Below are 20,567 nucleotides of genomic sequence, written 5' to 3'. Positions count from 1 at the left end.
CTGCCGAACTCGTGCCCCGGCAGCCCGAAAGTCGCAGCAGATACAGCAGTCCGCGCCAACCTCGCAGGTCCGAAAGTCACCGGCCTCATTGTCCTCGGCCTGGCTGGCATTCTGTTCGCCGGACCGGCGACGGTCTCCGGCCCTGCCTGGGCGGCGCAGGCCCCGGTGGCGACTCGGTTGGAGTCGCAGAGTCTCGCCGACATCCAGGATGAGATCGGTCATACGCGTTCAAAGCTCGATGAATCGGCTCGGCAGGCGGCGAGCGCCGCCGAGGCCTTCAACGCCGGACGGATCCGGCTCGCCGAGGCCGAGCGGGCCGCGACCGCCGCCGCCGCCCGAGTCGACCGAGCGGACCGGGCGGTTCGCGAGGCCGCGGACCAGCACCGGGGCCTAGCCGTGTCGGCGGACCGCGCGGGTGGCTTCGCCCAGCTGTCTCTGCTGCTGACCGGCGATCCGCGTCGTGCCCTCGACCGGGCGGGCGCAGTCGACGCCCTGGCCCGCCGGCAGCGGGTGGCGGACACCGGCCTGCGGCTGGCTCGCCTCGATCTCACCGAGGCCCGGCGTAGCGCCCACGAGACCCTCGCCGACAGGAAGAAGATCGTGGCGGATCTCGACGCGCGCAAGCGGACCATCGAGGCGGCAGCCGACGAGCAGCGTGGCCTGTTGCAGCGGCTGGAGTCGCGCTACGCCGAGTTGGAACGGCAGGCCAGGGCCCGGCAGGCGGCCGCCCAGCGGGCCCGGCAGGCGGCGGCGGCCGCCGCCGCGGCGCAGACGGCCCGGCAGGCAGCCGCTGAGCGTGCCCGCTACCAGCAGGAGTCCGGGGTGGCGGCGGCAGCTGGCCGGGTCTTCGCCGCGGCTCCGGTCACCGCGGCTCCGGCCGCGGCGGTGAGCGGTGGTGGCGGTGCGGCAACCGCGGTGCGGGAGGCATACGCCCAGCTCGGAAAGCCCTACGTGTGGGGGGCTGAGGGGCCGGGGACCTTCGACTGCTCCGGGCTGACCCAGTGGGTCTGGGGAAAGGCGGGCGTCGCGCTCAGCCACTACACCGGATCGCAGTGGGAGGAGGGGCGTCGAGTGGGCCGTGCCGCCCTGATCCCCGGGGATCTCGTGTTCTTTCACCCGGATCTCGATCACGTCGGGCTCTACGTGGGGAACGGGAAGATGATTAACGCTCCCCGCACCGGCGAGGTGGTCCGGGTGGAGAACGTCTGGTGGTCGAGCTTCCAAGGAGGCATCCGGCCGGGAACCTGACCGTCGGCCACCGACGGGGGATCGGTGGCCGACGAGAGGAACCGCGAGAGCGCAGCGGGGTCAGTGGTCCACGTAGACGAGAGCCGCCGTGCTGCGACTGATCTCCGCGTCGCTCTGACCGTTCGGGGAGACGATGTGGATCAGGTCGCCGCGGGAACCCGGCATGATCTGGGCGCCCGGCACGATCGCGGCGTCCTGCAGCCGGCGCATGGCGCTCTCGTCGGTCTGCAGCCGCTCGGAGATCCAGCTCACCGTCACCGGCTGGCCACCATCTGCGGTGGCCCGGTCGGCGGAGGCCAGCAGGCTCACGGGAGCGGCGGCGGGCCGCGGCGCATCGCCGCGCTGGGCGGGTGGAATCTCGTTGCCGAACGGGCAGCGCTTCGGATCGCCGAGCAGGACGGTGAGCCGGGCCTCGACCTCGTCGGAGATCACGTGCTCCCAGCGGCACGCCTCGTTGTGCACCAGAGCCCAGTCCAACCCGATGACCTTGGTGAGTAGCAGCTCGGCCAGTCGGTGCTTGCGCATGACGGCAGTAGCCCGCAGCAGGCCCTTCTCAGTGAACTGGACGGTCCGGTCGTCGGCGAGGGAGACCAGTCCCTCGTTGGCCATGCGAGCGGTTGACTCGCTGGCGGCCGGCGCGCTGACGTGCAACCGCTCCACCAGGCGCGCGCGTAGCGGTGGGATGCCCTCTTCCCTCAGTTCATACAGGGTGCGGAGGTACATCTCGGTACTGTCGATCAGTCCAGTCACCGGTCTCCTTCGTCTCCTTCAGGGTACGCCCTGTCCACAGGTCGCAAGGGCCATGCGTCCCGTGTACGCCGTGTCCCCGGGCGGCCCACCGCGCGGGCCCGCCTCGGCCGCACACCGCTCGAATGCCATGCCGGCAGGTCGATCCCGGACGGGGGCTCACCCCCCCGGGACACTGCCGATCGTCGCACTAGAATCAGCGCCATGAGCACGACTCAGATCGCACCTGAGACGTCGGACACCCACACGGACGAGGGTGACGACCACTCCCACTACGCCCGCCGGGAGGAGATCGTCCGCGCCTCCATCGAGGGCGGTCGGGTCACTGCGCTTTGCGGCTACAAGTTCGAACCCGTCCGGGACCCCTCGCGCTTCCCGATCTGCCCGAAGTGCAAGGAGCTCGTCGAAATGGCCCAGCAGTTCGGTTGACGGGACGACCCTCGGCGGTCGAGATGGGGGATCGCGCCGGCCCGACTTCGCCGCGGTGGCTGCAGGCCGTCGATCGGTGACGGCACGGTCGTGAACGTGGCGCCATCCGTCGGCATCCCGTCCAGCGGTCGTACGATCATCTCACGGTGTCATCCGATGCCACTACGCCCCAGTAGCTCAGTGGATAGAGCGACCGCCTCCTAAGCGGTAGGCCGCAGGTCCGATTCCTGCCTGGGGCACAACCCTCCGCGGCGCAGGGGCTCTACTGCGAGGCCACCGCGCGGCAGGCGCAGCCCGGCCGACCTACCTCGGTGATCAGTTCGCCCTGGCCGGCTCGCCCTGGCCGGCTCGCCCTGGCCGGCGCGGAGCTCGTGGCACGGGCCCCGGTGGCCGGGGCCCGCCCGGCCTGGCTGGTGGCCGGGATGTACTCATAGGTGTGGCATGTTCGCCGCCACTCGGGTCAGGATCGCAACGTCCGGTGGGAAAATCGACCAAGGGTCGGAAGTGTGCGTAATCCGCTCTCTTCGGGCCTCGGAGCTTCGCCGGATCGGCGGCGGCCCCAGCGATGGCGCGGCGTTTCCGCGTCCCCGGACCGGACTGGACTGGACCTGACCGGTCCCATCGGCTCCGTCCCGGCTGTGACGATCATGGAGAGTGGCTCGTGACGAGGCGGGTACCGCGGCGCGACGATGGTCATGGCCCCGCCGGCGGGGCGGCGTGAACGCCCCGGGCCTGGGTGAACCCGGCGGGTCCGGGCAGGCGGCGGCCAATCCGGCATACAGCGTCACTGTCCGAGTGCCAAACGGGTCGCGCGCCGACATCGACGCGGTCATCGTCACCAGCCCCGGCACGATCACCTGCTATGCCGACGAGCCGGACCCGGTGGGCCGCCGGATCACGCTCGACGCGGACAGCGGCCCGACGCTGACGTGGCTGCTGCAGGCCCTGCGCAACCGCCTCGGTGCGGACCTGCTCCAGACCGAGGATCCGGTCTTCGTCGTCGCGTCGACGGGCAAGCTCACCCAGTCCCTGTGCGCCTCGGTGACCACGGGGCACGATCTCGCCCTGCTCGACGCGGACGCGGACCGCCGCGTCATCCGCCATCTGGCCACCCACCCGACCCACACCGACCTGTTCACCGGGCGGCCCCGCCGGGTGGCGCTGCTCTCCGACGCCAGTGCCGTGCTCGACTTCGAGCCGCTCACCGCCGAGGCGGCCCTGCCGGCGGTGGAGTCCCAGGCGGTCCACCTGCACCGGGCGACGGGTCTCGACGTCATTCCGATGCCCATCGCTGCGCGTGATGCCACTGAGCTCGGCCGGGCGATCGGCATGCTCGCGCCCGGGTTCGCCGCCATGGTGCTGGTCCACACGCACGTCAGCCACATCGACGCGGTCCGCGCAGTGCCTCGGCCCGGCGCCACGCCGCTGCTCGACACCGTCAACGACGGCCTCGCCGTCGCGGCCACCGCCGCCGTCCTGAACCATCTGCGCGGCCGGGGGCTGCGGCCACAGGCGGCCCGGGTCGCCGTCGTCGACCCGGGCCGGGGCGGCGACCTCGCCGGCCTGCTGCTCGCCGCCGGGATCCGGGATCTCACCCTCTACGACCCGCTCGAGTACGGAATCGCGCCGCTGCACCGGCTCGCGGCCCACCTGGATCTTCTCGTCGACCTCATCGGCCTGGCCTCGCCACCGGAGCAGGTGCCCGTGCTGCGGACCAGACCGGAGATGCCCCCGCCACTGGCGTCGGCCACATCCGGACCGCGCCCGCTGCACGCCCTGCCCGGCCTGTTGCGCGCGGCGGTGCGGACCCACCAGCCGATCAGCGTGGCGGCGCGGTTGGCCGCCATCCAGGCGTTGGTCGACCTGACCCCGCCCGGCGGGCTGCTGCCACCGGTCGACCACCCGCGCCTGGCTCCGGCCGTCGCCGACGCGGCCGTCCGGGCACTGGCCGGGGACTGACGACTGGTGCCCGGCCGCTCAGCCAGCGGCGGCGGGCACCAGATCGAGCAGTGCCTGGGCGGCGAGCTCGTACCCCAGCGGGCCGAGGCCGACGATGACCCCACGGGCCAATGCCGAAAGAATCGACTCGTGCCTGAAGGATTCCCGCGCCCAGACGTTCGACAGGTGTACCTCGATCCACGGGTTCGGATAGTTGGCGAGTGCGTCCCGCAGGCTCCATCCGTACATCATGAGTGCCCCGGGGTTGACGATTGCGCCGACCGAGTCGTAGTTATCCTGAATCGCGTGGATCAACTCGCCTTCGGATTCCCGCTGGACCGAGACCAGTTTCCAGCCGCGATCGGCGATCCGGGCGGTCACGGTGGATTCAATGTCGGCCAGAGTGGCTGTGCCGTACACCTCGGGCTGTCGCCGACCGAGTATGCCCAGGTTCGGACCGTTCACCAGAAGAAGCGTGCTCACCAGACCTCATCATCACTCGTGCTGATACCCGTGCCGACCGGCCTGGCCGGCCGGTGTCCCGTGGACGATATCGCAGCTTTGATGCGGTCCAGCTGGGGCGCGTGGGCCCGCGAATAGCCTGACAGAGTTCTTGGGTAGTCAATAAATAGTGCATGGATTGTGTGAATGTTGTCTGTTGCGTAGTCCAATCACGGGGGACAGCGAGCGACTCAGGGCGTTGAGGTACCGTCCGTCGCGCACCTCTCGCATAGATTCTTCAGGCAGCTCGCGGTAATGAACCGTCGACGGGCCGGGATCCTTGCGCGAACCTTATCGTCACGTAAGAATAGGGTGGGGACCATGAACGGTGTAGTGCGACGCGCACCGGAGTTGCCGGCTTGGCCGCAGTACTCCGACGAGGAGCGCAACGGACTGATCCGGGCCTTGGAGCAAGGCCAGTGGTGGCGCATGGGCGGCAGCGAGGTCGACAGCTTCGAGCGGGAATTCGGCGACTATCACGGTGCGGACTACACACTCGCCGTCACCAATGGAACGCACGCCCTCGAGCTTGCCTTGCAGGTGCTGGGCGTGGGCCCGGGCACCGAGGTCATCGTCCCGGCCTTCACGTTCATCTCTTCCTCTCAGGCCGCGCAGCGTCTCGGCGCGGTCGCGGTGCCGGTCGACGTCGACCTGGACACGTACTGCATCGATCCGGCTGCGGCGGCCGCCGCGGTCACCTCCCGCACCAGGGCGATCATGCCGGTGCACATGGCCGGTCAGGTATCCGACATGGACGCCCTGGCGAAGCTGTCCGCCGACACCGGCGTCCCGCTGATCCAGGACGCCGCGCACGCGCACGGCGCCCAGTGGCAGGGGCGAAAGGTCGGCGAGCTCGGCTCGGTGGCGGCGTTCAGCTTCCAGAACGGCAAGCTGATGACCGCGGGCGAGGGCGGTGCGGTCACCTTCCCGGACTCGGAGCTGTACGAGGCCGCGTTTTTGCGGCACAGCTGCGGGCGGCCCCGGACCGACCGCCGATACTTCCACCAGACCTCCGGGTCGAACTTCCGGCTCAACGAGTTCTCCGCCTCCGTGCTGCGCGCTCAGCTCGGCCGCCTGGGCGGTCAGATCGACACCCGCGAACAGCGGTGGCCGGTGCTCGCCGACGCGCTCGCGGCCATTCCCGGCGTGGTGCCGCAGGGCAGCGACGAACGCTGCGACCGCAATCCGCACTACATGGCGATGTTCCGCCTGCCCGGATTCGGAGAGGAACGGCGCAACGCGTTCGTGGACGCTCTCGCCGAACGAGGCCTGCCCGCCTTCGCCGCGTTCCGGGCGATCTACCGGTCCAACGGGTTCTGGGAGACCGGCGCCCCGGACGAGTCCGTGGACGACATCGCGAAGCGGTGCCCCAACACCGAGGCGCTGAGCGCCGACGGTGTCTGGTTGCAGCACCGGACCCTGCTGGGCACCGAGGAGCAGATGCACGAGGTTGCGGCGGTCGTGGCCGACACCCTGGCGGCGCAGTGACGCCGGCTGCGCCGGTGCGGGTCGCCGTCGTCGGACTGGGCTGGGCCGGCCGGTCCATCTGGCTGCCGCGGCTGCGCGAGCACCCCCGGTTCGCGGTGGCCGCGGCGGTCGATCCCGATCCCGCCACCCGCGCCACGGTGGCCGCCGAGCACCCGGAACTGGAGCTGCTGGCCGACGTCGCCGAGCTCGACTCGGACCGGTTCGACCTTGCCGTCGTGGCGGTGCCCAACCACCGGCACGCCGATATCGCCGAGCTGCTGCTGACCGCCGGCATCCCGGTCTTCCTGGAGAAGCCGGTCTGCCTGAGCTCCGCGGAGGCGGACCGGCTGGCCGCGGCCGAACGGGTCGGCGACGTCACCCTGCTGGCCGGCAGCGCCGCGCGTTACCGGGCCGACGTCAGCCGGCTCTACGAGGTCGCGGCGGGGCTCGGCGCGATCCGCCACGTCGACCTGGCCTGGATCCGTGCCCGCGGCATCCCCGACGCGGGTGGCTGGTTCACCCGCCGGGAGCAGTCCGGCGGTGGTGCGCTGGTCGACCTCGGCTGGCACCTGCTGGACACGCTCACCCCCCTGCTCGGCAGCGTCGAGTTTCAGCAGGTGGTCGGGACGACGTCCGACGACTTCGTCAGCGACGGTGCGTGGGCGGCGTCCTGGCGCCACGGCGAGCAGGAGGCTCCCGCCGGGGGCGGGGATGTGGAGGACACGGCGCGCGGCTTCCTGGTGACCGGGGGCGGGACCTCGGTGTCCCTGCGGGCGAGCTGGGCCTCGCACGAGGCCCGCGACCTCACCGCGATCAACGTCGAGGGGGCCGCCGGAACCGCCTCGCTGCGCTGCACCTTCGGCTTCGGACCGAACCGGCAGGACCGCTCGTCGCTGTCGGTGACCCGGACCGGTCAGACCACGGCGGTGCCACTGCCGGACGAGCCGATCGGGACCGAGTACCGCCGCCAGCTCGACGAGCTGCCGGCGATGCTGGCCGACCCGGCCTCGCGGGGGCGGGCGATCGCCGAGGTCCGGCCGACGATCGCGGCCATCGAGCGCCTCTACGCATCGGCGCGCTCGCGCAGGTCCGCGCCGCAGCTCGTCCGCGCGGGTTGATGACGTCGCGAACAAAGCACCGTTGATCTACTTGTCGAGCCCGGGGGGGCCTGTGGGAACGGAACTGGGGGGTCGGCCGATGGCCGGCGGCACGTATCGGCAGACAGTGATCTTCGATCTCGACGGCGTGCTCGTCGACAGTTTCGGCGTGATGCGGCAGGCGTTCACGATCGCCTACGCGGAGGTCGTCGGTCCCGGTGAGCCGCCGTTCGAGGAGTACAACCGCCACCTTGGCCGCTACTTCCCCGACATCATGCGGATCATGAATCTGCCGCTGGCGATGGAGGAGCCGTTCGTGCGGGAGAGCTACCGGCTCGCCCGCGAGGTGGTTCTCTTCGACGGCGTGGAGGAGATGCTGCGCCGGCTGCGCGCCCGGGGCCACGGGCTCGCGGTCGCCACCGGCAAGTCCGGCCCGCGGGCCCGCCACCTGCTCGGCGAGCTCGGCGTGCTGTCGTTGTTCGACCACGTCATCGGCTCCGATGAGATCCCGCGGCCGAAGCCCGCCCCGGACATCGTGCTGCGCGCGCTCGACCTGCTGGGAACGGCGCCGGCCGAGGCGATGATGCTCGGCGACGCGGTAGCGGACATCGAGAGCGCTCGCGCCGCCGGGGTCATGGCGGTCGCCGCGCTGTGGGGCGAGACCGACGGCGTCGAGCTGCTCAAGGCCCGCCCGGACGCCGTGCTGCACCGTCCCGCGGAGCTGCTGGCGCTGCTCGGCGCCGCTGGCCCCCAGGCGGCACCGGCGGCCTCCGACTGCGCCGCGGCGCCGGTCGACCTTCCCATCACCCGAGGTGATCTGCAGGCCGGATCGCCGACGTTGGCAACCGCGGCCCACCGGGCCGGGAGTTCGGCTCGCGCGCGCCTGACCCGCCGTCAGGACGCCTGACGCGCCAGCAGGACAGCGCCCGACAGGGACGACAGACCGCCGAGCACCGCGGCTCGCACCGGCGCGGGCGGATGGCCTGGGCGGCCGAGCTCGCGGGCCCGTTCGTCGACGGCCTGCGCGAATCCGGGCAGGCCATCGGCGAATCCGCCCCCGACCACCGCCAACGCCGGATGGAGCAGCTCGGTCAGCCCGACCACGGCGACGGCGACCGCCTGTGCGCTCTCCCGCACCGCCCGCACCGCCCAGCCGGTCCCCGCGAGCCAGGCCGCGCGTAGCTCGGCGAAGGTCACCTCTTCGCCGCCTTCGCTGCCCTCGCTGCCCTCGTCGACGCGGTGGCGTGCCGCCCGGCGCAGGGTGGCGGGGCCGCTGGCCGTGGCCTGTACGCAGCCCTGGCGTCCGCAGGTGCACAGCGGGCCACCCGCGGAGATCACCAGATGCCCGATCTCGGCCGAGCCGCGGCCGGGTCGTGGGCAGGGCCGCCCGTCCAGCACGATCCCGCCGCCGACGCCCGTGCCGAGGCCGAGGTACACCAGGTCCGGGCAGGCGGCCGCGTCCGCCTCGGCGAGTGCGGCGAGGTCGCCGTCGTCCGCACAGGCGACGACCGCTCCCGGTACGAGGTCACGCAGCGCGTCGGCCAGCGCCAGTCCCGTCCAGCTTGGCCGGCCCGGCCAGGTCGTCACGCGACCGGCCGGATCGACCGACGCGGGCATCGCGACACCGACCGCGGTCACCGGCCCGGTCCACTTCGCCCGCAGGCCGGCGACGTGCGCGGCAAGATCGTCGAGGTCGCGGTCGGCGCTCGCCGACGGCACCCAGCGGAACGTCGCCTCGACCGGCGTTTCGACGCCGGCGGACGTGCCCTCGCCGATTGGAGCGTCGGCGTGGATGGGCGCGCTGGTGTCGGCCGGTTCGATGCGCAGGGCGACCTTGGTCCCGCCGACGTCGATGCCCAGGATGCCTGGCGTCACCGGCGGGGCGAGGGTGTTCATGAGGAGCCTCCCGGAGCCCGTCAGGCGTTGTCCGCCGGGCTGAGTTGGAAGAACGACCGGTACAGGTCGAGCTGGTGGGTGAGCATGTGGATGCCCGGATGGGCCGGCAGCCCGAGTGCGCTGGCCGCGTCCAGCAGCCGGGTCCGCGGCGGCTTCATGATGATGTCGGCGACGACGCAGCCCGCCGGCAGCGCGTCGGGCCGCAGGGGCAGCGGGTCGCCGGGGCGCAGGCCGAGCGGGGTGGCGTTCACCGCCAGGTCCGCGTCGCTCAGCGCCGGCTCGGGTGTGGCGACGGCCCGGCCAGGCCAGTGCTCGTCCAGCCGGGCGAGCAGGCCCGCGCACTTCGCCCGGTCCGGGTCGTAGATCGACAGCGGCCCGCAGCCGGCGTCGAGCAGCGCGACCGCGATCGCGCTGCCGGCCCCGCCGGCCCCCATCAGCGCGACCCGCGCGCCGCGCACTGGATGGCCTGCGGCGGTCAGTCCGTGGACGAAGCCGGTCCCGTCGAAGTTGTCGGCCAGCCAGCCACCGCCGGGCAGCCGGCGCAGCACGTTGGCGCTGCCGCTGATCCGTGCGGCGGGGCTGCGCTCGGCGGCCAAGGCGCAGGCGGCGACCTTGTGCGGGATCGTGACGAGGACGCCGTCGAGGTTCTCGATGGCCGCGAGCCCGTGCAGGACGGTGGCGAAGTCCGTCGGTCGGGCGTGCACCGGGACGAGGACGGCGTCGACCGCGAGCCGGGTGAACAGCGGGTTGAGCAGGGACGGCGCCTGCACCTGCGCGATCGGGTCGCCGATGACGGCGTACAGCCGGGTGGCGCCGCCAATCGGCCGCGTGGTCTGGGCTGGCTCTGCCATGATCGCGGGGGCCGGCGACGGTGAGACTGCCGACGTCACGCCGCGTCCTCACGGGGCATCGCGGCGAGCGTCGCCAGCACCAGGTCCTCGTCGACGTCGGGCACGAGTTCCGGCCCTGCCGGGCCGTCGAGGACGAAGGTCAGCCCGGTGTTCGTCGACTTCTTGTCCAGCCGCATCACGGCGATGAGCTCGGCGGGCTTCACCCCGGCGGGCAGGGCGCTGGGCAGACCGTAGCCCTGTACGACGTCGAGGTGTTCGCGGACCCGTTCGGGCCCGATCCGGGCGAGCGCCCCGGCGAGCCGGCCGGCGAACACGGTGCCGACGGCGACACCCTCGCCGTGGCGTAGCTCGTAGTCGGTGGTGCGTTCCAGAGCGTGCCCCAGGGTGTGCCCGTAGTTGAGGATGTGGCGTAGGTGCGAATCGCGCTCGTCGCGGGCGACGACCCCGGCCTTGAGCGCCACACTTGCCGCGATCTGCTCAGCGACCGGCCGGCCGAGCAGCCCGGGTGCTCCGATGAAGTGGGCCCGCGCGATCTCGCCGTAGCCGTTGATCCACTCTCGGCGGGGCAGGGTGGCCAGGTAGTCGGTGTCGCAGAGGACGGCGCTGGGTTGCCAGTAGGCGCCGACGAGGTTCTTACCGGCGGGCAGGTTCACCGCGGTCTTCCCGCCGACGCTCGCGTCGACCTGGGCGAGCAGCGAGGTCGGCAGGTGGACGACGGCGACGCCGCGGTGGTACAGCGCGGCGGCGAGTCCCACGACATCGGTGGTCGTCCCGCCGCCGCAGGAGATGACGACGTCCGAGCGGGTCAGCCCGAAGTCCGCGAACCGGCTGCACAGCGCCTCGACGTTCGCCAGGGTCTTGTCCGCCTCGCCGTCGCGGGCGGGTAGCCGCAGCGCCGGCACGCCCGGGTCGGGCACGGCGTCGAGGGGACGGGCGGAAACGATGACGGCCCGCCTTGCTCCGAGGCGGGCCACGACGTCGGGCAGGGTCCAGCGGACGCCGGCGCCGATGTCGACGGCGTAGCTGCGCGGGCCGAGTTCCACTGGGACACGCCGGTGGTAGGCGTCGATCCGCTCGATTGGGCTGATCGGTTGGGTTGTCAGCATGCCCGTCACGTGTCGTCTCCGGATCCGCGAGGTGTCGTGGCCATCCGCCGTGCTCCCCGATGGTCCGCCGCGGCGCCTGTGCCCCAGTCTGCCTAAGTGCCGCTCGGGCGCCCCAACCGGGGCACCTACCCCAAAGATCCCGTTGTGTTCCGGTCGGTACATCCTGGTCACGACCGGTTGGTCGGAGTCCGCCACCCGCCGGCCGGCTCGTGCACCATGCACGCAGAGTAAGGTCTATGCGGTGGGATCAGACGACGGCGCGAGGCTCGCCGCGGCGCTCGGGCTTCTGCTCGCGCGGCCGACCCGGATGAGGCTGTTCGGGGACCTGCTGACCGCGGGCGACGTGAACCTGGACGAGGCGACCTACCCGGTGCTCAACGGCCTGGCTCGGGCGGGCCCCACGACCGCGCGCAAGCTCAGCGCGGAGATCGGCATCGACCGGTCGGTGGTGAGCCGGCACAGCGACCGGCTCGAGGCACTCGGACTACTGCGTCGCTCGGCCGATCCGGACGATGCCCGGGCCACTCGGCTCACCGTCACCGACGAGGGGCACGCCGCCATCGAGCGGTTGCGCGGCCGGTTGGCGGGCGCGTTCCAGCGCAGGCTCGACGCCTGGCCGGCCGAGGACGCACGCGCCTTCGTTGCGGGGATGGAGCGTTTCGTCGAGGAGAACCTGGCCGAGCGGGGCCGATAGTCGGGTTATCGAGAGAACCGTGGGCGGTGGCGACCTATATCACGGTCGGTGGCGCCTTCGGGCGGCCGACACCTGCGCGCGGCGCGCCTTTCGCGAGGATCCGGGACACCGGCGGGAATCTGCGTCAGGCTCGGTGACCACGGGCCGGTCTCCAACCGCGGATCCGTCGAGAAACCCGGCTAGTTCGTAAACGAGGAGTCTGTGATGACCAAGCTGACCCCCGCGACCAACGCCGATTCCGGTCCGCGTCCCATCGGAACGCCCGCCGACGTGCCGGATACGGCGTCGGGTGGGCGGACTTCAGCGCAGGTCGAGGATGGTCAAGGGCACTCCACCCCGGCGCCGGACGAGGAGTTGCCCGGTGCTCGGGCGCTGTGGATCATTGCCTTCACCTTCGCCGCGCTCGGCCTGTTCTTCCCGCTCGCCGGGCTGATCGCGATCGGCTGCGGCGCCCTGGCCTGGCGAAAGGGCAGCGGGCGCGGCCGGATCGCGACGTTCGTCGCGCTCGCGACGACCGTGATCGGGCTCATCCTCACGATCGTCGTCCTGACCACCTGACCACCTGACCGCGCTCGGGGTGCCGTGCCGCCGGATGGCGGCCGGCCGGTGCCTTCCCGCCCCGGCCGTGGTGGTTTGCCGTAAACGGGGGCCGTCGGCGAACGGTCCTGTCCCGGGTATCGGCGGCGGACGGCCTGGCGGCAATCTGTATCCGTCGGTGGCGGCTTTTCACTTACCGACGGTGTTTTGGCCGGCCGGCGGTTCTTTCCAGGCGAGGTAAAGTCCGGTCGGGAACGCGGCAAGGCCGGCCTGTCGATCGCTGAGCCGAATTTCGCGGAACCGTCGGCGGCACGGACCTGCGAAATGATCCGTACCCGGAGAGATTCCTGCCCGGCTGCGCGGCGGCGGCACAGGTGAGGCCGCCCGGCTCGGGGGGTGCCGGGCGGCCTCTGGACTGATAGTGACATTCATCGGGGCGTCGACACAAGTCCACGAGGATAGCGGCGGATTGTGCCGGCCGTCAGCTGGACCAGGATGAACCGCTTTGGACCAGGTCGACCAGCAGGCCCGAGCCGCCGTCCAGGTAGGCCCCGACCGGATGCTGCGTGTCCGGCCGGACCTGCTCGACCCTTGCGCCGGCGGCGACCGAGGCGTGTAGCTGGGTCGCGACGTCGTCGACCAGGTAACCAATGGCGAAGACGCCCTCGCCGCGCCTGTCGAGGATCTCCCGCGCCGTCCACGGTTGGCGGCCGGGTTCGACCAGCTCGACCTGGCTGGAGCCGAGCCGGCCAGTCGCGACCCTGGCGCCGTCGAGTGCGACGGGCCGGCCGCGGCGCACGGCGGGTCCGGACAGCGCCCGCGTGTGCCAGGACTCGATGCCGAGCGAGACGGTGTAGAGCTCGCAGGCGAGATCCAAGTCGGCGACCACGATGGCGAAGTGATGAAACGTCAGCCCGGCGAGCAACGATTCGATGGCCTCGAGACCGCTGAACCGCGCACCGTCCGCCGCGGGATCCGTGGCGCCGCGCCGTATCGGAATCATCTCGGCCTGCATACGGGCCTGGAGGTGAAAGACCGGCTCGGTTGTCACGACACCCCTCCCGCATCCCGCCGGCATCGGGGGAGCGCGACCGATCGTACCGTCGTCCGGCGCTTCCTGCGTCCCACCGGCGTCCCGGCCGGCAACCAGGCGCGATGATGCAACCCATGCCGACCTTCATCGAGAAGCCGACCGTCGTCGAGGCCGCCGGGAACCTTCCCAAGATCATTCGAGAGTACGTGGGCGGGGTGAACACCGGCACCCAGAGCCTGAGCATTGCGCACATGTCGAGTCCGGGCGGCTGGGCTGAGCCAGGCCAGCGGCCGGAGTTCGACGAATACACGGTTGTCCTGCGCGGCGCGGTGACGGTGGAGCACGTCGACGGGATCATCGAGGTCGCGGCTGGTCAGGCCGTGCACACCGCTGCTGGCGAGTGGGTCCGTTACAGCACGCGCGGCGCGGACGGCGCGGACTACATCTCGGTCTGCCTGCCGGCCTTCCTCCCGGAGACCGTCCATCGGGACAAGGACTGAGGACGATTAGCTCCGCTGTCCGCTGTCCGCTGTTTGTTGCCTGTGCAACGAAGCGGCGTACCGTTGACGGATGAGCGGACCCGTCTCGCCCATCGACGTCGCTTCCGCATCCGCGGCCCCACCGGCCCCACCGGCCCCACCGGTGCCGCCGCCCGGGGCACCGTCACCGGTGGCGGCAGGGGCAGGGGATCGAGCCTCGACAGCCGGACCGGAGCTGGAGGTCGTCGAAGGGCGGACCGCCGACGTCGGCGGAATCCCGGTGCGGCGAGTCCTGCCCCGGCGGATCCGGCGGACCATCGGAGCCTGGTGCTTCGTCGATCATCTGGGCCCGGTGGCGATCTCACCGTCGAGCCCGGTCGCAGTCGGGCCTCATCCGCACACCGGGCTGGCCACCGTCACCTGGCTGCTGCGTGGCCGCCAGGTGCACCGGGACAGCCTCGGTTCCGAGCAGGTCCTACGACCGGGCGAGCTCAACCTGATGAGCGCCGGGCACGGGGTCGCCCATGCGGAGGAATCCGAGAACTACCGGGGTGAGCTGCACGGCGTGCAGTTGTGGGTGGCGCAGCCCGAGCACACCCGGCACGGCCCACCCGCCTTCGCCCACCACGCCGACCTGCCCGTCGCCCGGTTCGGGGCGGCCGAAGCGACAGTGCTTCTCGGCGATTTCGACGGCAACGTCTCCCCGGCGCGCACCGACACTGCGCTGGTCGGCGTCGATCTCGCGCTGCGCTCCGGTGGCACCGCCCTGCCGTTGCGGCGCGACTTCGAACACGGGCTGGTCGTCCTGACCGGCTCGGTGGAGGTCGGGGCGCAGGTCCTGCGCCCCGGCCGGCTGGGCTATCTGGGCACCGGGTACGACGAGCTGGCGCTGCGCGCCGACGAGAGCGCCCGCGTGCTGCTGCTCGGCGGGGAGCCGTTGGGCGACCAGCTGGTCATGTGGTGGAACTTCGTCGCCCGGTCCCGGGCCGAGATCGATGCCGCCCGCGCCGACTGGCAGGCTGGCTCGGACCGGTTCGGCGCCGTGGCCACCACCGCCCGGCGAATCCCCGCGCCCGAGCGGCCCTGGGCGACCGGCTGACCGGAGCTGGTCGACGGCGGGGGTTGGTTGACGGCGAACGTCCTTGAGCTGGTCGGGGCTAGTCGGCGGTCCGGCTGCGGCGGGCGCCGAGCCCCTGGACGACGAAGCCCAGCCCGATGCCGAGCAGCCACACATCCTTCGCGATGGGCAGCCCCTGCTGCGTCGGCCAGACAGTGCCCTCCCGACGCATGCCGTCCGTGCGGGCGTAGAGCCCGAGCAGCCCACCGGAGAAGGCGGACAGGCCGAGCCCGGCGAGCCCGGTCGGTACGACCGGGACGACGAGCGCCGCGCCGAGAGCGAGCTCGGCGCCGGCGAGCACCTTCGTGAAGGTCACCGGGTCGAGTTTCGCCAGGAACGGATAGGTGTTCGAGGCCAGGCCGTGCAGCCCCTCGGCGGTGGCACGGTCGGCCTTCCACTTGTCCAGGCCCGAGCGCAGGATGAACGTTCCCGCTGCAACGCGGCCGGGAACGTCGCGTGCCTTGAGGGGCAGACCCATGGTGGGCAACCTTCCGTCGGGCGGCGCGTTGTCAGGCTCGCCGCGGGGCGCCGGACGGCTCGAGCCGGCGGCGTGTCGCCCCAAACGTAACGTCGCCTGTGGCCAGAAAGCGAGCGGGACGGGCCGGCGCCGGCCCGTCCCGCCAGAGTTTTCTGACCTGTTCGGCGATGGTGCCGACGTCGGAGTAGGTGACCCCGAGCAGGCCGACCTGCTTCCAGCGCAGCACGCCGTCCGCGTCGACCTTGAGCGCTCTCCTGCAACGGTAGGGCGGCCCGTCGATTCCCCGCATCGGGTCCGAGGTGAGCTCGACCGGTATGGGGTGCCCAGAGCCGGGCCGGTGCCGGTTGGAAAGAACCATTCTGATATCAGATGGAGGCATTCGTTCGGTCGACGGTGCACGCCGGGAGCACGATCGACGTCATGATCTCCGACGGCGCGCACCGGCCGGCGGCGACGCGATGGTCCGGGAGGGAGGGCGCGGATGTGAGAGGGCGTGCTGAGGCGTGGGGGCGTGCTGAGGTGGAAGGGAATCTGAACCACGGCGGCGAGGCTGCTGCGGCCGTTCCCCGATCGCCGTTGGCCCGGGTCTTCGACGATGCACTGGTCACGGCCGGCGCCCGCGCCGATGTGGGTGATCGTGTCGCGGCGTTCGTCGATGTGGCCCGGCGCTATCAGGAGCCGGGTCGGCACTTCCACACCCTGCGACACGTTGCGGAGATGTCCGCGGCGCTGCGGGTGCTGCTCGCCGCCGAGTACCGGCCACCCGCGGAGCGCGCCGCGCACGCCTGCGTGCTCGCCGTGTACTTCCACGACGCCGTCTACGAGCCGCGGCTGGCGGACAACGAGCAGCGGTCCGCGGAGCTGGCAATTGACGTGCTCGCTCGCCTGGGCTGTCCCGCGGCGATCGGCGCGGCGGTCGCCCGGCTGGTCCTCGCCACAGCCTCGCACCGGTCGGCTCACCCCGACGAGGCCCTCGTCAACGACGCTGACCTGCGAGTTCTGGCTCGACCGCCGGCTGCCTACGACCGCTATGTGCGCCGGGTCCGCCGGGAATACGGCTGGGTCGGCGAACAAACCTGGCGTGAGGGGCGGGCCCCGGTCCTGCGTAGCCTGCTGGAGGGCCCGGTTTACGCGACGGCCTGGGCGCGGCGAAGCTGGGAACCGCTGGCCCGCCTCAACATGGCTCGGGAGCTGCACGCCCTTGGCTGAGCCGTCCAGACTGCTTGAGCCGCCCGGGTTGCTCGCGCCGCCCGGATTGCTCGGGCCGGCCTATCCGCCGGTCTTGGAGCCGGCTCTGGCGTCGGCGCGGCGGCTTCGGTCGGGTTGCCGGGCGCTGGCCGGCGGCGGGTGGCGCTGCGCCCAGATCGTTGCGACGACACTCGCCAGCAGCAACCCGCTGACAACCGGCCCGGCGCTGAACTCGGTGGGAGCGGGCGTGAGCCCGGGCCAGGTCACCGCGAACAGCGCGAGAGAACCGGCTGCTCCCGTGCCGGTCGCGGTCAGCCGATACCGGCGTGCGATGGGCAGCCCGGCAAGCCCGGCCCCGCCGACGGCGTGCCCCAGCACGGCCGCGGTCAGCAGGATCCCGCCGACCGTCCAGACCGCCCAGGTGGGCAGCCACCCGAGTAGCTGCGTCTCCCCGTCCCAGCCGTAGCGTTCGCCCGGCGTGCCGGTCGGAGCCCCGGGCCAGACCAGCAGGTGGACCAGCCCGTAGCAGAACAGGACCGATCCTGCGGCCGCACCGGCGAGCCGCCGTCCGGTATCGGCCACGGCGGGAATGTCGCGCAACCGGGTGCGGTTCACGGCGCCCGCCGATTCGGTACGGCGGTGGGCGGGATGGTCATGGACTCGACGGTCACCATGTCCGCCGCCGCGACGGCGCCGCCCGCTGCCGGGACACGGCCCACCGCGGGCACAGCGCCCACCGCCGCCCCACCCGCCGTGACGACGGTGTCGCCCGCCGCTGTGCCGTGCGGCTCGGTGGGGGCGTCGGTGAGGGTGCTCACGCCGGCTTCGGCCGCGGCCGCAAGCACGGCGGCGGCGAGCACCGGATCGAGCTCCGCCGGCACGGTCCTCAGGTCGAGCACGCAGCAGCCCTGCTCGATGCGTCCGAGGACGGATGGTTCACCGCGGCGCAGCGGCGCGGCGATCATCGCGTCCAGCGCGACGGCGGCGCTGGGCAGTTCGGTTCCGACGCATCCGCACCCCCGCGCCCCGAACGCCGCTCGTCCGGCGGTCTGGTCCGCGCCCGTGGCCCACCCACGCCGGCATCCGCAGGGGCCGCCGTCCGCCGTCGCGCCGGTGCCGCCGTCGACGAGCGCCCGGCTGGCCACAGCGGACGCGGCGATCCCGGCGCGACGCAACCAGGCCGCGAGTGTTTCGGCGCGGGCGGCCAGGCGCTCTGGCCGGGCGCGCAGGGCCTGCCGGACCGGCGAGTCGGGATGGCGCAGGGTCGCCTCGAGAGCGGCGAGGGTGAGCTTGCCGGCGCGCAGTGCTCGGGACATCGGATGGCGGCGCATCCGGTCGATCAGGTCGGCCCGGCCGAGAAGCAGTCCGCACTGCGGGCCGCCGAGCAGTTTGTCGCCGCTGGTCGTGACCACGCCGACCCCCCAGCCGAGCCAGCTCGTGACGTCGGGTTCGGCGTCGAGCAGCGGCTCGGGGTGGAGCAGGCCTGAGCCGCAGTCGCCGACGAGCGGCACGTCGAAGTCGGTGCAGAGGGCGGCGAGATCGCTGATGGCGGGGCTGTCGGTAAACCCGACCACCTGGTAGCTGGTCGTATGCACGCGCAGCACCAGGCCGGTGTCGGGGCCGATGGCGTCCGCGTAGTCGCCGAGGGTGGTGCGGTTGGTGGTGCCGACCTCGCGCATCCGCGCGCCGGCGGCCACGAGTAGCTCCGGCAGCCGGAAACCGTCGGTGGTCTCGATGAGCTCCCCCCGGCTGATCACCACCTCGCGCTGGCCGGCGAGCGCGGCCACCGCGAGGGCGAGGCCCGCCGCGTTGTTGTTGACGACGTGTACGCCCGCCGCCGCCGGTACCGCCGCGGCCAGGGCGGCCAGGGCGGTGCGTCCCCGGGGGGCACGGCGGCCGGTGCGCAGGTCCAGCTCGAGATCGGTGGTGCCGGCCGCCAGATCCACCGCGGTCCGCGCGGCCGCCGAGAGCGGGGCCCGGCCGAGCGCGCCATTCAGGATCACTCCGGTGGCGTTGATCACCGGGCGTAGGTCGGTCGCTGTACGAGCGAGCGTCGCCGGCACCGGACCGTCCCCGGCGCGGTACGCGAGGGGAACCGCGTCGTCCATCACTCCACGTGAAGTTAGTGCTTCTTTCCGGGATTTTCACGGAGGGCCCCACCGATGGATGGTGTCCTTTCGTGTTCTCTTGGCTCGCTTCACGTCAGGGGGGATCTCGGCAAATGCCGGCGGGCCATGCGGCCTGTACTCTTTCCCCTCGAAGGGGAGTAGCCCCGCCGAGCGGCCCGTCTCCGGTGCGCACGGCCTGCGGCGATGGACGTGTCCGTCGCCGGGCCGGCCGGGTGCGGCGTCCGATCGGCCCGGTCGTCGACATACTGGCGCCCGCTCAATGGCCCACCTCAGGGCCGTTCCGCGGGCACCCGGTGGCCGGGCTCGGCCCGTGCGGCCGGGTGGGCGAGACCTTCGACACGGCAGGTATGCCGGGTCGAAGGCGCGTCCCCGCTTCCGGCCCGGTCTCACGGAGAGGCCCCGGGCACGTGGATATCACCGCAGCGCTTATCACCTTCGGCGTGATCTTTCTGGCCGAGTTACCCGACAAGACGATGGTCGCGAGCCTCGTGCTGGGCAGCCGCTTCCGACCGCTGCACGTCTGGGTTGGAGTGGCACTCGCCTTCGTCGTGCACGTCACGGTGGCGGTGGCGGCTGGCAGTGCCTTCTCGCTGCTGCCGCATCGCATCGTCGACGTGATCACAGCGCTGCTCTTCATCGCCGGCGCCGGGCTCGTGCTGCGCGAGGGTCGTGAGCACGGCAGCGAGGACAAGGGCGATCCGGATCGGGCCGAGACCGCGGACGATCGGTCCGCGCCACCGCCGCCACCGGCGGCGGCGGCGACGTTCTGGCGGGTGGCGGCCACCTCCTTCGGGGTCGTCTTCGTCGCGGAGCTCGGCGACCTGACGCAGATCTCGACGGCGAATCTCGCCGCCCGGTTCGATGCGCCGGTGGCGGTCTGGATCGGTGCGGTGCTGGCGCTGTGGACGGTGGCCGGCCTGGCCATCGCCGGTGGACGCGGGCTGCTTCGCCTGATGCCCATCGCGGTGATCACCCGGATCGCCGCGGTTGCCTTTCTGGTTCTGGCCGCGGTGTCGGCGATCGAGGCGGTGCGCGGCTGACCGGGCCCGCCGCGGTCATCGAGCCGGCCGTGCGACCGGGGGCCAGCGCGGATCGTCGATGGCAAACACGAGGACGACGTCGGTGTCCGAGGTGAAGTCGACGAGCCGCGCCCGCGCCGGCAGCAGCGCCAGCGCATGACCCAGCTCCTCGGCCGCCGATCCCTCCGCGACGCAGACGACGTGGCGTGAGTGAACCGCGGCCTGTCCGCCGCCGTCGCTGCTGCTGCCGCCGTGGCGGTCGGCCGGGGCGGGGGGCGGCCCCACGGCGGCCACGGCGGCCGCGGACAGCAGCTGCGCGAGGCGGCCCGCCTCGTCCGGCGCCAGCCGCAGGACGGCCGGGTCGCGGTCGGGGCGCTGGGCGGTCAGCACCACGCCCGACGTCGGCGGAGCGCCGGGTAGTGGTCCGACTGAGACGGCTGCGCCGTCCAGCCGGCTGAGGAAGGTGACGACGTTCGAGGAAGCGACGACGTTCGAGGGAGCGGAGCCGCCAGGGGTCAGGGGCGGGTTGATGTTCATGTCCTGACGCTCTCATCCGGCGACTCGTCATCCCATCCCGCGCGGCGGGGAGAAGACGGTAGGAAGCGTCCATGGG

The 20,567-nt window shown here is 72.3% G+C and carries 23 protein-coding genes and 1 tRNA gene; 13 read left to right on the top strand and 11 right to left on the bottom strand.

What is annotated here, in order from left to right; all coding sequences use genetic code 11:
- The first annotated feature begins 165 nt into the window (after positions 1–165).
- A complete protein-coding gene (locus tag NBZ83_RS09020; protein WP_308203285.1) occupies positions 166–1,248 on the top strand; it encodes a C40 family peptidase in 1,083 nt (360 codons plus the stop codon).
- 60 nt (positions 1,249–1,308) lie between these two features.
- Here NBZ83_RS09020 and NBZ83_RS09015 read toward each other — a convergent pair whose 3' ends face one another.
- Entirely contained in the window at positions 1,309–1,998 is a 690-nt protein-coding gene (locus NBZ83_RS09015; protein WP_261574745.1) for a metal-dependent transcriptional regulator, read from the bottom strand.
- A 201-nt stretch (positions 1,999–2,199) separates the two neighbouring features.
- On the opposite strand from NBZ83_RS09015, the gene NBZ83_RS09010 reads away from it, so the two are divergent.
- The 3 genes from NBZ83_RS09010 to NBZ83_RS09000 all read left to right on the top strand — a co-directional run bounded on the left by NBZ83_RS09010 (position 2,200) and on the right by NBZ83_RS09000 (position 4,383).
- Positions 2,200–2,424 (top strand): DUF3039 domain-containing protein, encoded by a 225-nt coding sequence (locus tag NBZ83_RS09010; RefSeq protein WP_261554549.1) that lies wholly within the window; start codon positions 2,200–2,202, stop codon positions 2,422–2,424.
- A 166-nt stretch (positions 2,425–2,590) separates the two neighbouring features.
- Positions 2,591–2,663, top strand: a tRNA-Arg gene (locus NBZ83_RS09005).
- 478 nt (positions 2,664–3,141) lie between these two features.
- On the top strand, positions 3,142–4,383 hold the full coding sequence (locus NBZ83_RS09000) for a malic enzyme-like protein (RefSeq protein WP_261565537.1): 1,242 nt from the start codon (positions 3,142–3,144) through the stop codon (positions 4,381–4,383).
- A gap of 18 nt (positions 4,384–4,401) precedes the next feature.
- Here the strand turns inward: NBZ83_RS09000 and NBZ83_RS08995 are convergent, their stop codons facing one another.
- A complete protein-coding gene (locus tag NBZ83_RS08995) occupies positions 4,402–4,845 on the bottom strand; it encodes a type II 3-dehydroquinate dehydratase (protein ID WP_261565538.1) in 444 nt (147 codons plus the stop codon).
- Between the two features lie 339 nt (positions 4,846–5,184).
- On the opposite strand from NBZ83_RS08995, the gene NBZ83_RS08990 reads away from it, so the two are divergent.
- The 3 genes from NBZ83_RS08990 (at position 5,185) to NBZ83_RS08980 (ending at position 8,334) form a co-directional block, all read left to right on the top strand.
- Positions 5,185–6,351 carry a DegT/DnrJ/EryC1/StrS family aminotransferase gene (locus tag NBZ83_RS08990; protein WP_261565539.1) on the top strand — a complete coding sequence of 389 codons (1,167 nt, stop codon included), beginning with the start codon at positions 5,185–5,187 and terminating at the stop codon, positions 6,349–6,351.
- Positions 6,352–6,365: 14 nt separating this feature from the next.
- A complete protein-coding gene (locus tag NBZ83_RS08985) occupies positions 6,366–7,448 on the top strand; it encodes a Gfo/Idh/MocA family protein (protein ID WP_261574744.1) in 1,083 nt (360 codons plus the stop codon).
- A 79-nt stretch (positions 7,449–7,527) separates the two neighbouring features.
- On the top strand, positions 7,528–8,334 hold the full coding sequence (locus tag NBZ83_RS08980; protein ID WP_261574743.1) for an HAD-IA family hydrolase: 807 nt from the start codon (positions 7,528–7,530) through the stop codon (positions 8,332–8,334).
- Here NBZ83_RS08980 and NBZ83_RS08975 read toward each other — a convergent pair.
- The 3 genes from NBZ83_RS08975 to NBZ83_RS08965 are packed head-to-tail and all read right to left on the bottom strand — an operon-like array spanning position 8,322 to position 11,280.
- The gene (locus tag NBZ83_RS08975; RefSeq protein ID WP_261574742.1) at positions 8,322–9,323 is read right to left on the bottom strand and encodes an ROK family protein; all 1,002 of its coding nucleotides are present in this window, start codon (positions 9,321–9,323) and stop codon (positions 8,322–8,324) included. The genes NBZ83_RS08980 and NBZ83_RS08975 overlap by 13 nt on opposite strands.
- A 20-nt stretch (positions 9,324–9,343) precedes the next feature.
- Entirely contained in the window at positions 9,344–10,213 is an 870-nt protein-coding gene (locus NBZ83_RS08970; protein ID WP_261565544.1) for a shikimate dehydrogenase family protein, read from the bottom strand.
- Positions 10,210–11,280 (bottom strand): 3-dehydroquinate synthase family protein, encoded by a 1,071-nt coding sequence (locus NBZ83_RS08965; RefSeq protein ID WP_261565546.1) that lies wholly within the window; start codon positions 11,278–11,280, stop codon positions 10,210–10,212. The genes NBZ83_RS08970 and NBZ83_RS08965 overlap by 4 nt, the downstream gene beginning before the upstream one ends.
- Before the next feature lie 241 nt (positions 11,281–11,521).
- Between NBZ83_RS08965 and NBZ83_RS08960 the strand changes: the two genes are divergently transcribed.
- Together NBZ83_RS08960 and NBZ83_RS08955 are read left to right on the top strand one after the other, a co-directional pair.
- Entirely contained in the window at positions 11,522–11,974 is a 453-nt protein-coding gene (locus NBZ83_RS08960; RefSeq protein ID WP_261554541.1) for a MarR family winged helix-turn-helix transcriptional regulator, read from the top strand.
- Positions 11,975–12,178: 204 nt separating this feature from the next.
- Positions 12,179–12,532: a hypothetical protein gene (locus NBZ83_RS08955; protein ID WP_261565548.1), complete on the top strand. Its 354-nt coding sequence runs from the start codon at positions 12,179–12,181 to the stop codon at positions 12,530–12,532.
- Positions 12,533–12,992: 460 nt separating this feature from the next.
- Here NBZ83_RS08955 and NBZ83_RS08950 read toward each other — a convergent pair whose 3' ends face one another.
- The gene (locus tag NBZ83_RS08950) at positions 12,993–13,562 is read right to left on the bottom strand and encodes a VOC family protein (RefSeq protein ID WP_261565550.1); all 570 of its coding nucleotides are present in this window, start codon (positions 13,560–13,562) and stop codon (positions 12,993–12,995) included.
- 116 nt (positions 13,563–13,678) lie between these two features.
- Between NBZ83_RS08950 and NBZ83_RS08945 the strand changes: the two genes are divergently transcribed.
- Positions 13,679–14,044, top strand: coding sequence for a cupin domain-containing protein (locus NBZ83_RS08945; RefSeq protein WP_261565551.1), 366 nt, complete (start codon positions 13,679–13,681; stop codon positions 14,042–14,044).
- A gap of 169 nt (positions 14,045–14,213) precedes the next feature.
- Entirely contained in the window at positions 14,214–15,122 is a 909-nt protein-coding gene (locus tag NBZ83_RS08940) for a pirin family protein (RefSeq protein WP_261574741.1), read from the top strand.
- A 58-nt stretch (positions 15,123–15,180) separates the two neighbouring features.
- Here NBZ83_RS08940 and NBZ83_RS08935 read toward each other — a convergent pair whose 3' ends face one another.
- Positions 15,181–15,618, bottom strand: a complete 438-nt coding sequence (locus tag NBZ83_RS08935; protein WP_261554536.1) for a hypothetical protein — start codon at positions 15,616–15,618, stop codon at positions 15,181–15,183.
- A 31-nt stretch (positions 15,619–15,649) separates the two neighbouring features.
- Positions 15,650–15,976 (bottom strand): hypothetical protein, encoded by a 327-nt coding sequence (locus tag NBZ83_RS08930; protein WP_261565555.1) that lies wholly within the window; start codon positions 15,974–15,976, stop codon positions 15,650–15,652.
- A gap of 161 nt (positions 15,977–16,137) precedes the next feature.
- On the opposite strand from NBZ83_RS08930, the gene NBZ83_RS08925 reads away from it, so the two are divergent.
- Entirely contained in the window at positions 16,138–16,827 is a 690-nt protein-coding gene (locus NBZ83_RS08925; protein ID WP_261574740.1) for an HD domain-containing protein, read from the top strand.
- 60 nt (positions 16,828–16,887) lie between these two features.
- Here the strand turns inward: NBZ83_RS08925 and NBZ83_RS08920 are convergent, their stop codons facing one another.
- Positions 16,888–17,388 (bottom strand): hypothetical protein, encoded by a 501-nt coding sequence (locus NBZ83_RS08920; protein ID WP_261574739.1) that lies wholly within the window; start codon positions 17,386–17,388, stop codon positions 16,888–16,890.
- Between the two features lie 29 nt (positions 17,389–17,417).
- Positions 17,418–18,914 carry an L-seryl-tRNA(Sec) selenium transferase gene (gene selA / locus NBZ83_RS08915; RefSeq protein WP_261574738.1) on the bottom strand — a complete coding sequence of 499 codons (1,497 nt, stop codon included), beginning with the start codon at positions 18,912–18,914 and terminating at the stop codon, positions 17,418–17,420.
- Between the two features lie 428 nt (positions 18,915–19,342).
- On the opposite strand from selA, the gene NBZ83_RS08910 reads away from it, so the two are divergent.
- Positions 19,343–19,975 (top strand): TMEM165/GDT1 family protein, encoded by a 633-nt coding sequence (locus tag NBZ83_RS08910; protein WP_261565562.1) that lies wholly within the window; start codon positions 19,343–19,345, stop codon positions 19,973–19,975.
- A 15-nt stretch (positions 19,976–19,990) separates the two neighbouring features.
- On the opposite strand, the gene NBZ83_RS08905 is transcribed toward NBZ83_RS08910, so the two are convergent.
- Positions 19,991–20,491, bottom strand: coding sequence for a hypothetical protein (locus NBZ83_RS08905; protein ID WP_261565564.1), 501 nt, complete (start codon positions 20,489–20,491; stop codon positions 19,991–19,993).
- Between the last annotated feature and the right edge of the window lie 76 nt (positions 20,492–20,567).

It is taken from the genome of Frankia gtarii (assembly GCF_025403375.1).
Classification (GTDB): Bacteria; Actinomycetota; Actinomycetes; order Frankiales; family Frankiaceae; genus Frankia; species Frankia gtarii.
This window is presented reverse-complemented; position numbering and strand designations above follow the sequence as displayed.

Excerpts from the sequence above, each read along its gene's own strand:
- NBZ83_RS09010 (WP_261554549.1), top strand. The coding sequence starts at position 2,200 with ATGAGCACGACTCAGATCGCACCTGAGACGTCGGACACCCACACGGAC.
- NBZ83_RS08990 (WP_261565539.1), top strand. The coding sequence starts at position 5,185 with ATGAACGGTGTAGTGCGACGCGCACCGGAGTTGCCGGCTTGGCCGCAG.
- NBZ83_RS08980 (WP_261574743.1), top strand. The coding sequence starts at position 7,528 with ATGGCCGGCGGCACGTATCGGCAGACAGTGATCTTCGATCTCGACGGC.
- NBZ83_RS08975 (WP_261574742.1), bottom strand. The coding sequence starts at position 9,323 with ATGAACACCCTCGCCCCGCCGGTGACGCCAGGCATCCTGGGCATCGAC.
- NBZ83_RS08965 (WP_261565546.1), bottom strand. The coding sequence starts at position 11,280 with ATGCTGACAACCCAACCGATCAGCCCAATCGAGCGGATCGACGCCTAC.
- NBZ83_RS08955 (WP_261565548.1), top strand. The coding sequence starts at position 12,179 with ATGACCAAGCTGACCCCCGCGACCAACGCCGATTCCGGTCCGCGTCCC.
- NBZ83_RS08945 (WP_261565551.1), top strand. The coding sequence starts at position 13,679 with ATGCCGACCTTCATCGAGAAGCCGACCGTCGTCGAGGCCGCCGGGAAC.
- NBZ83_RS08935 (WP_261554536.1), bottom strand. The coding sequence starts at position 15,618 with ATGGGTCTGCCCCTCAAGGCACGCGACGTTCCCGGCCGCGTTGCAGCG.
- NBZ83_RS08930 (WP_261565555.1), bottom strand. The coding sequence starts at position 15,976 with ATGGTTCTTTCCAACCGGCACCGGCCCGGCTCTGGGCACCCCATACCG.
- selA (WP_261574738.1), bottom strand. The coding sequence starts at position 18,914 with ATGGACGACGCGGTTCCCCTCGCGTACCGCGCCGGGGACGGTCCGGTG.
- NBZ83_RS08905 (WP_261565564.1), bottom strand. The coding sequence starts at position 20,491 with ATGAACATCAACCCGCCCCTGACCCCTGGCGGCTCCGCTCCCTCGAAC.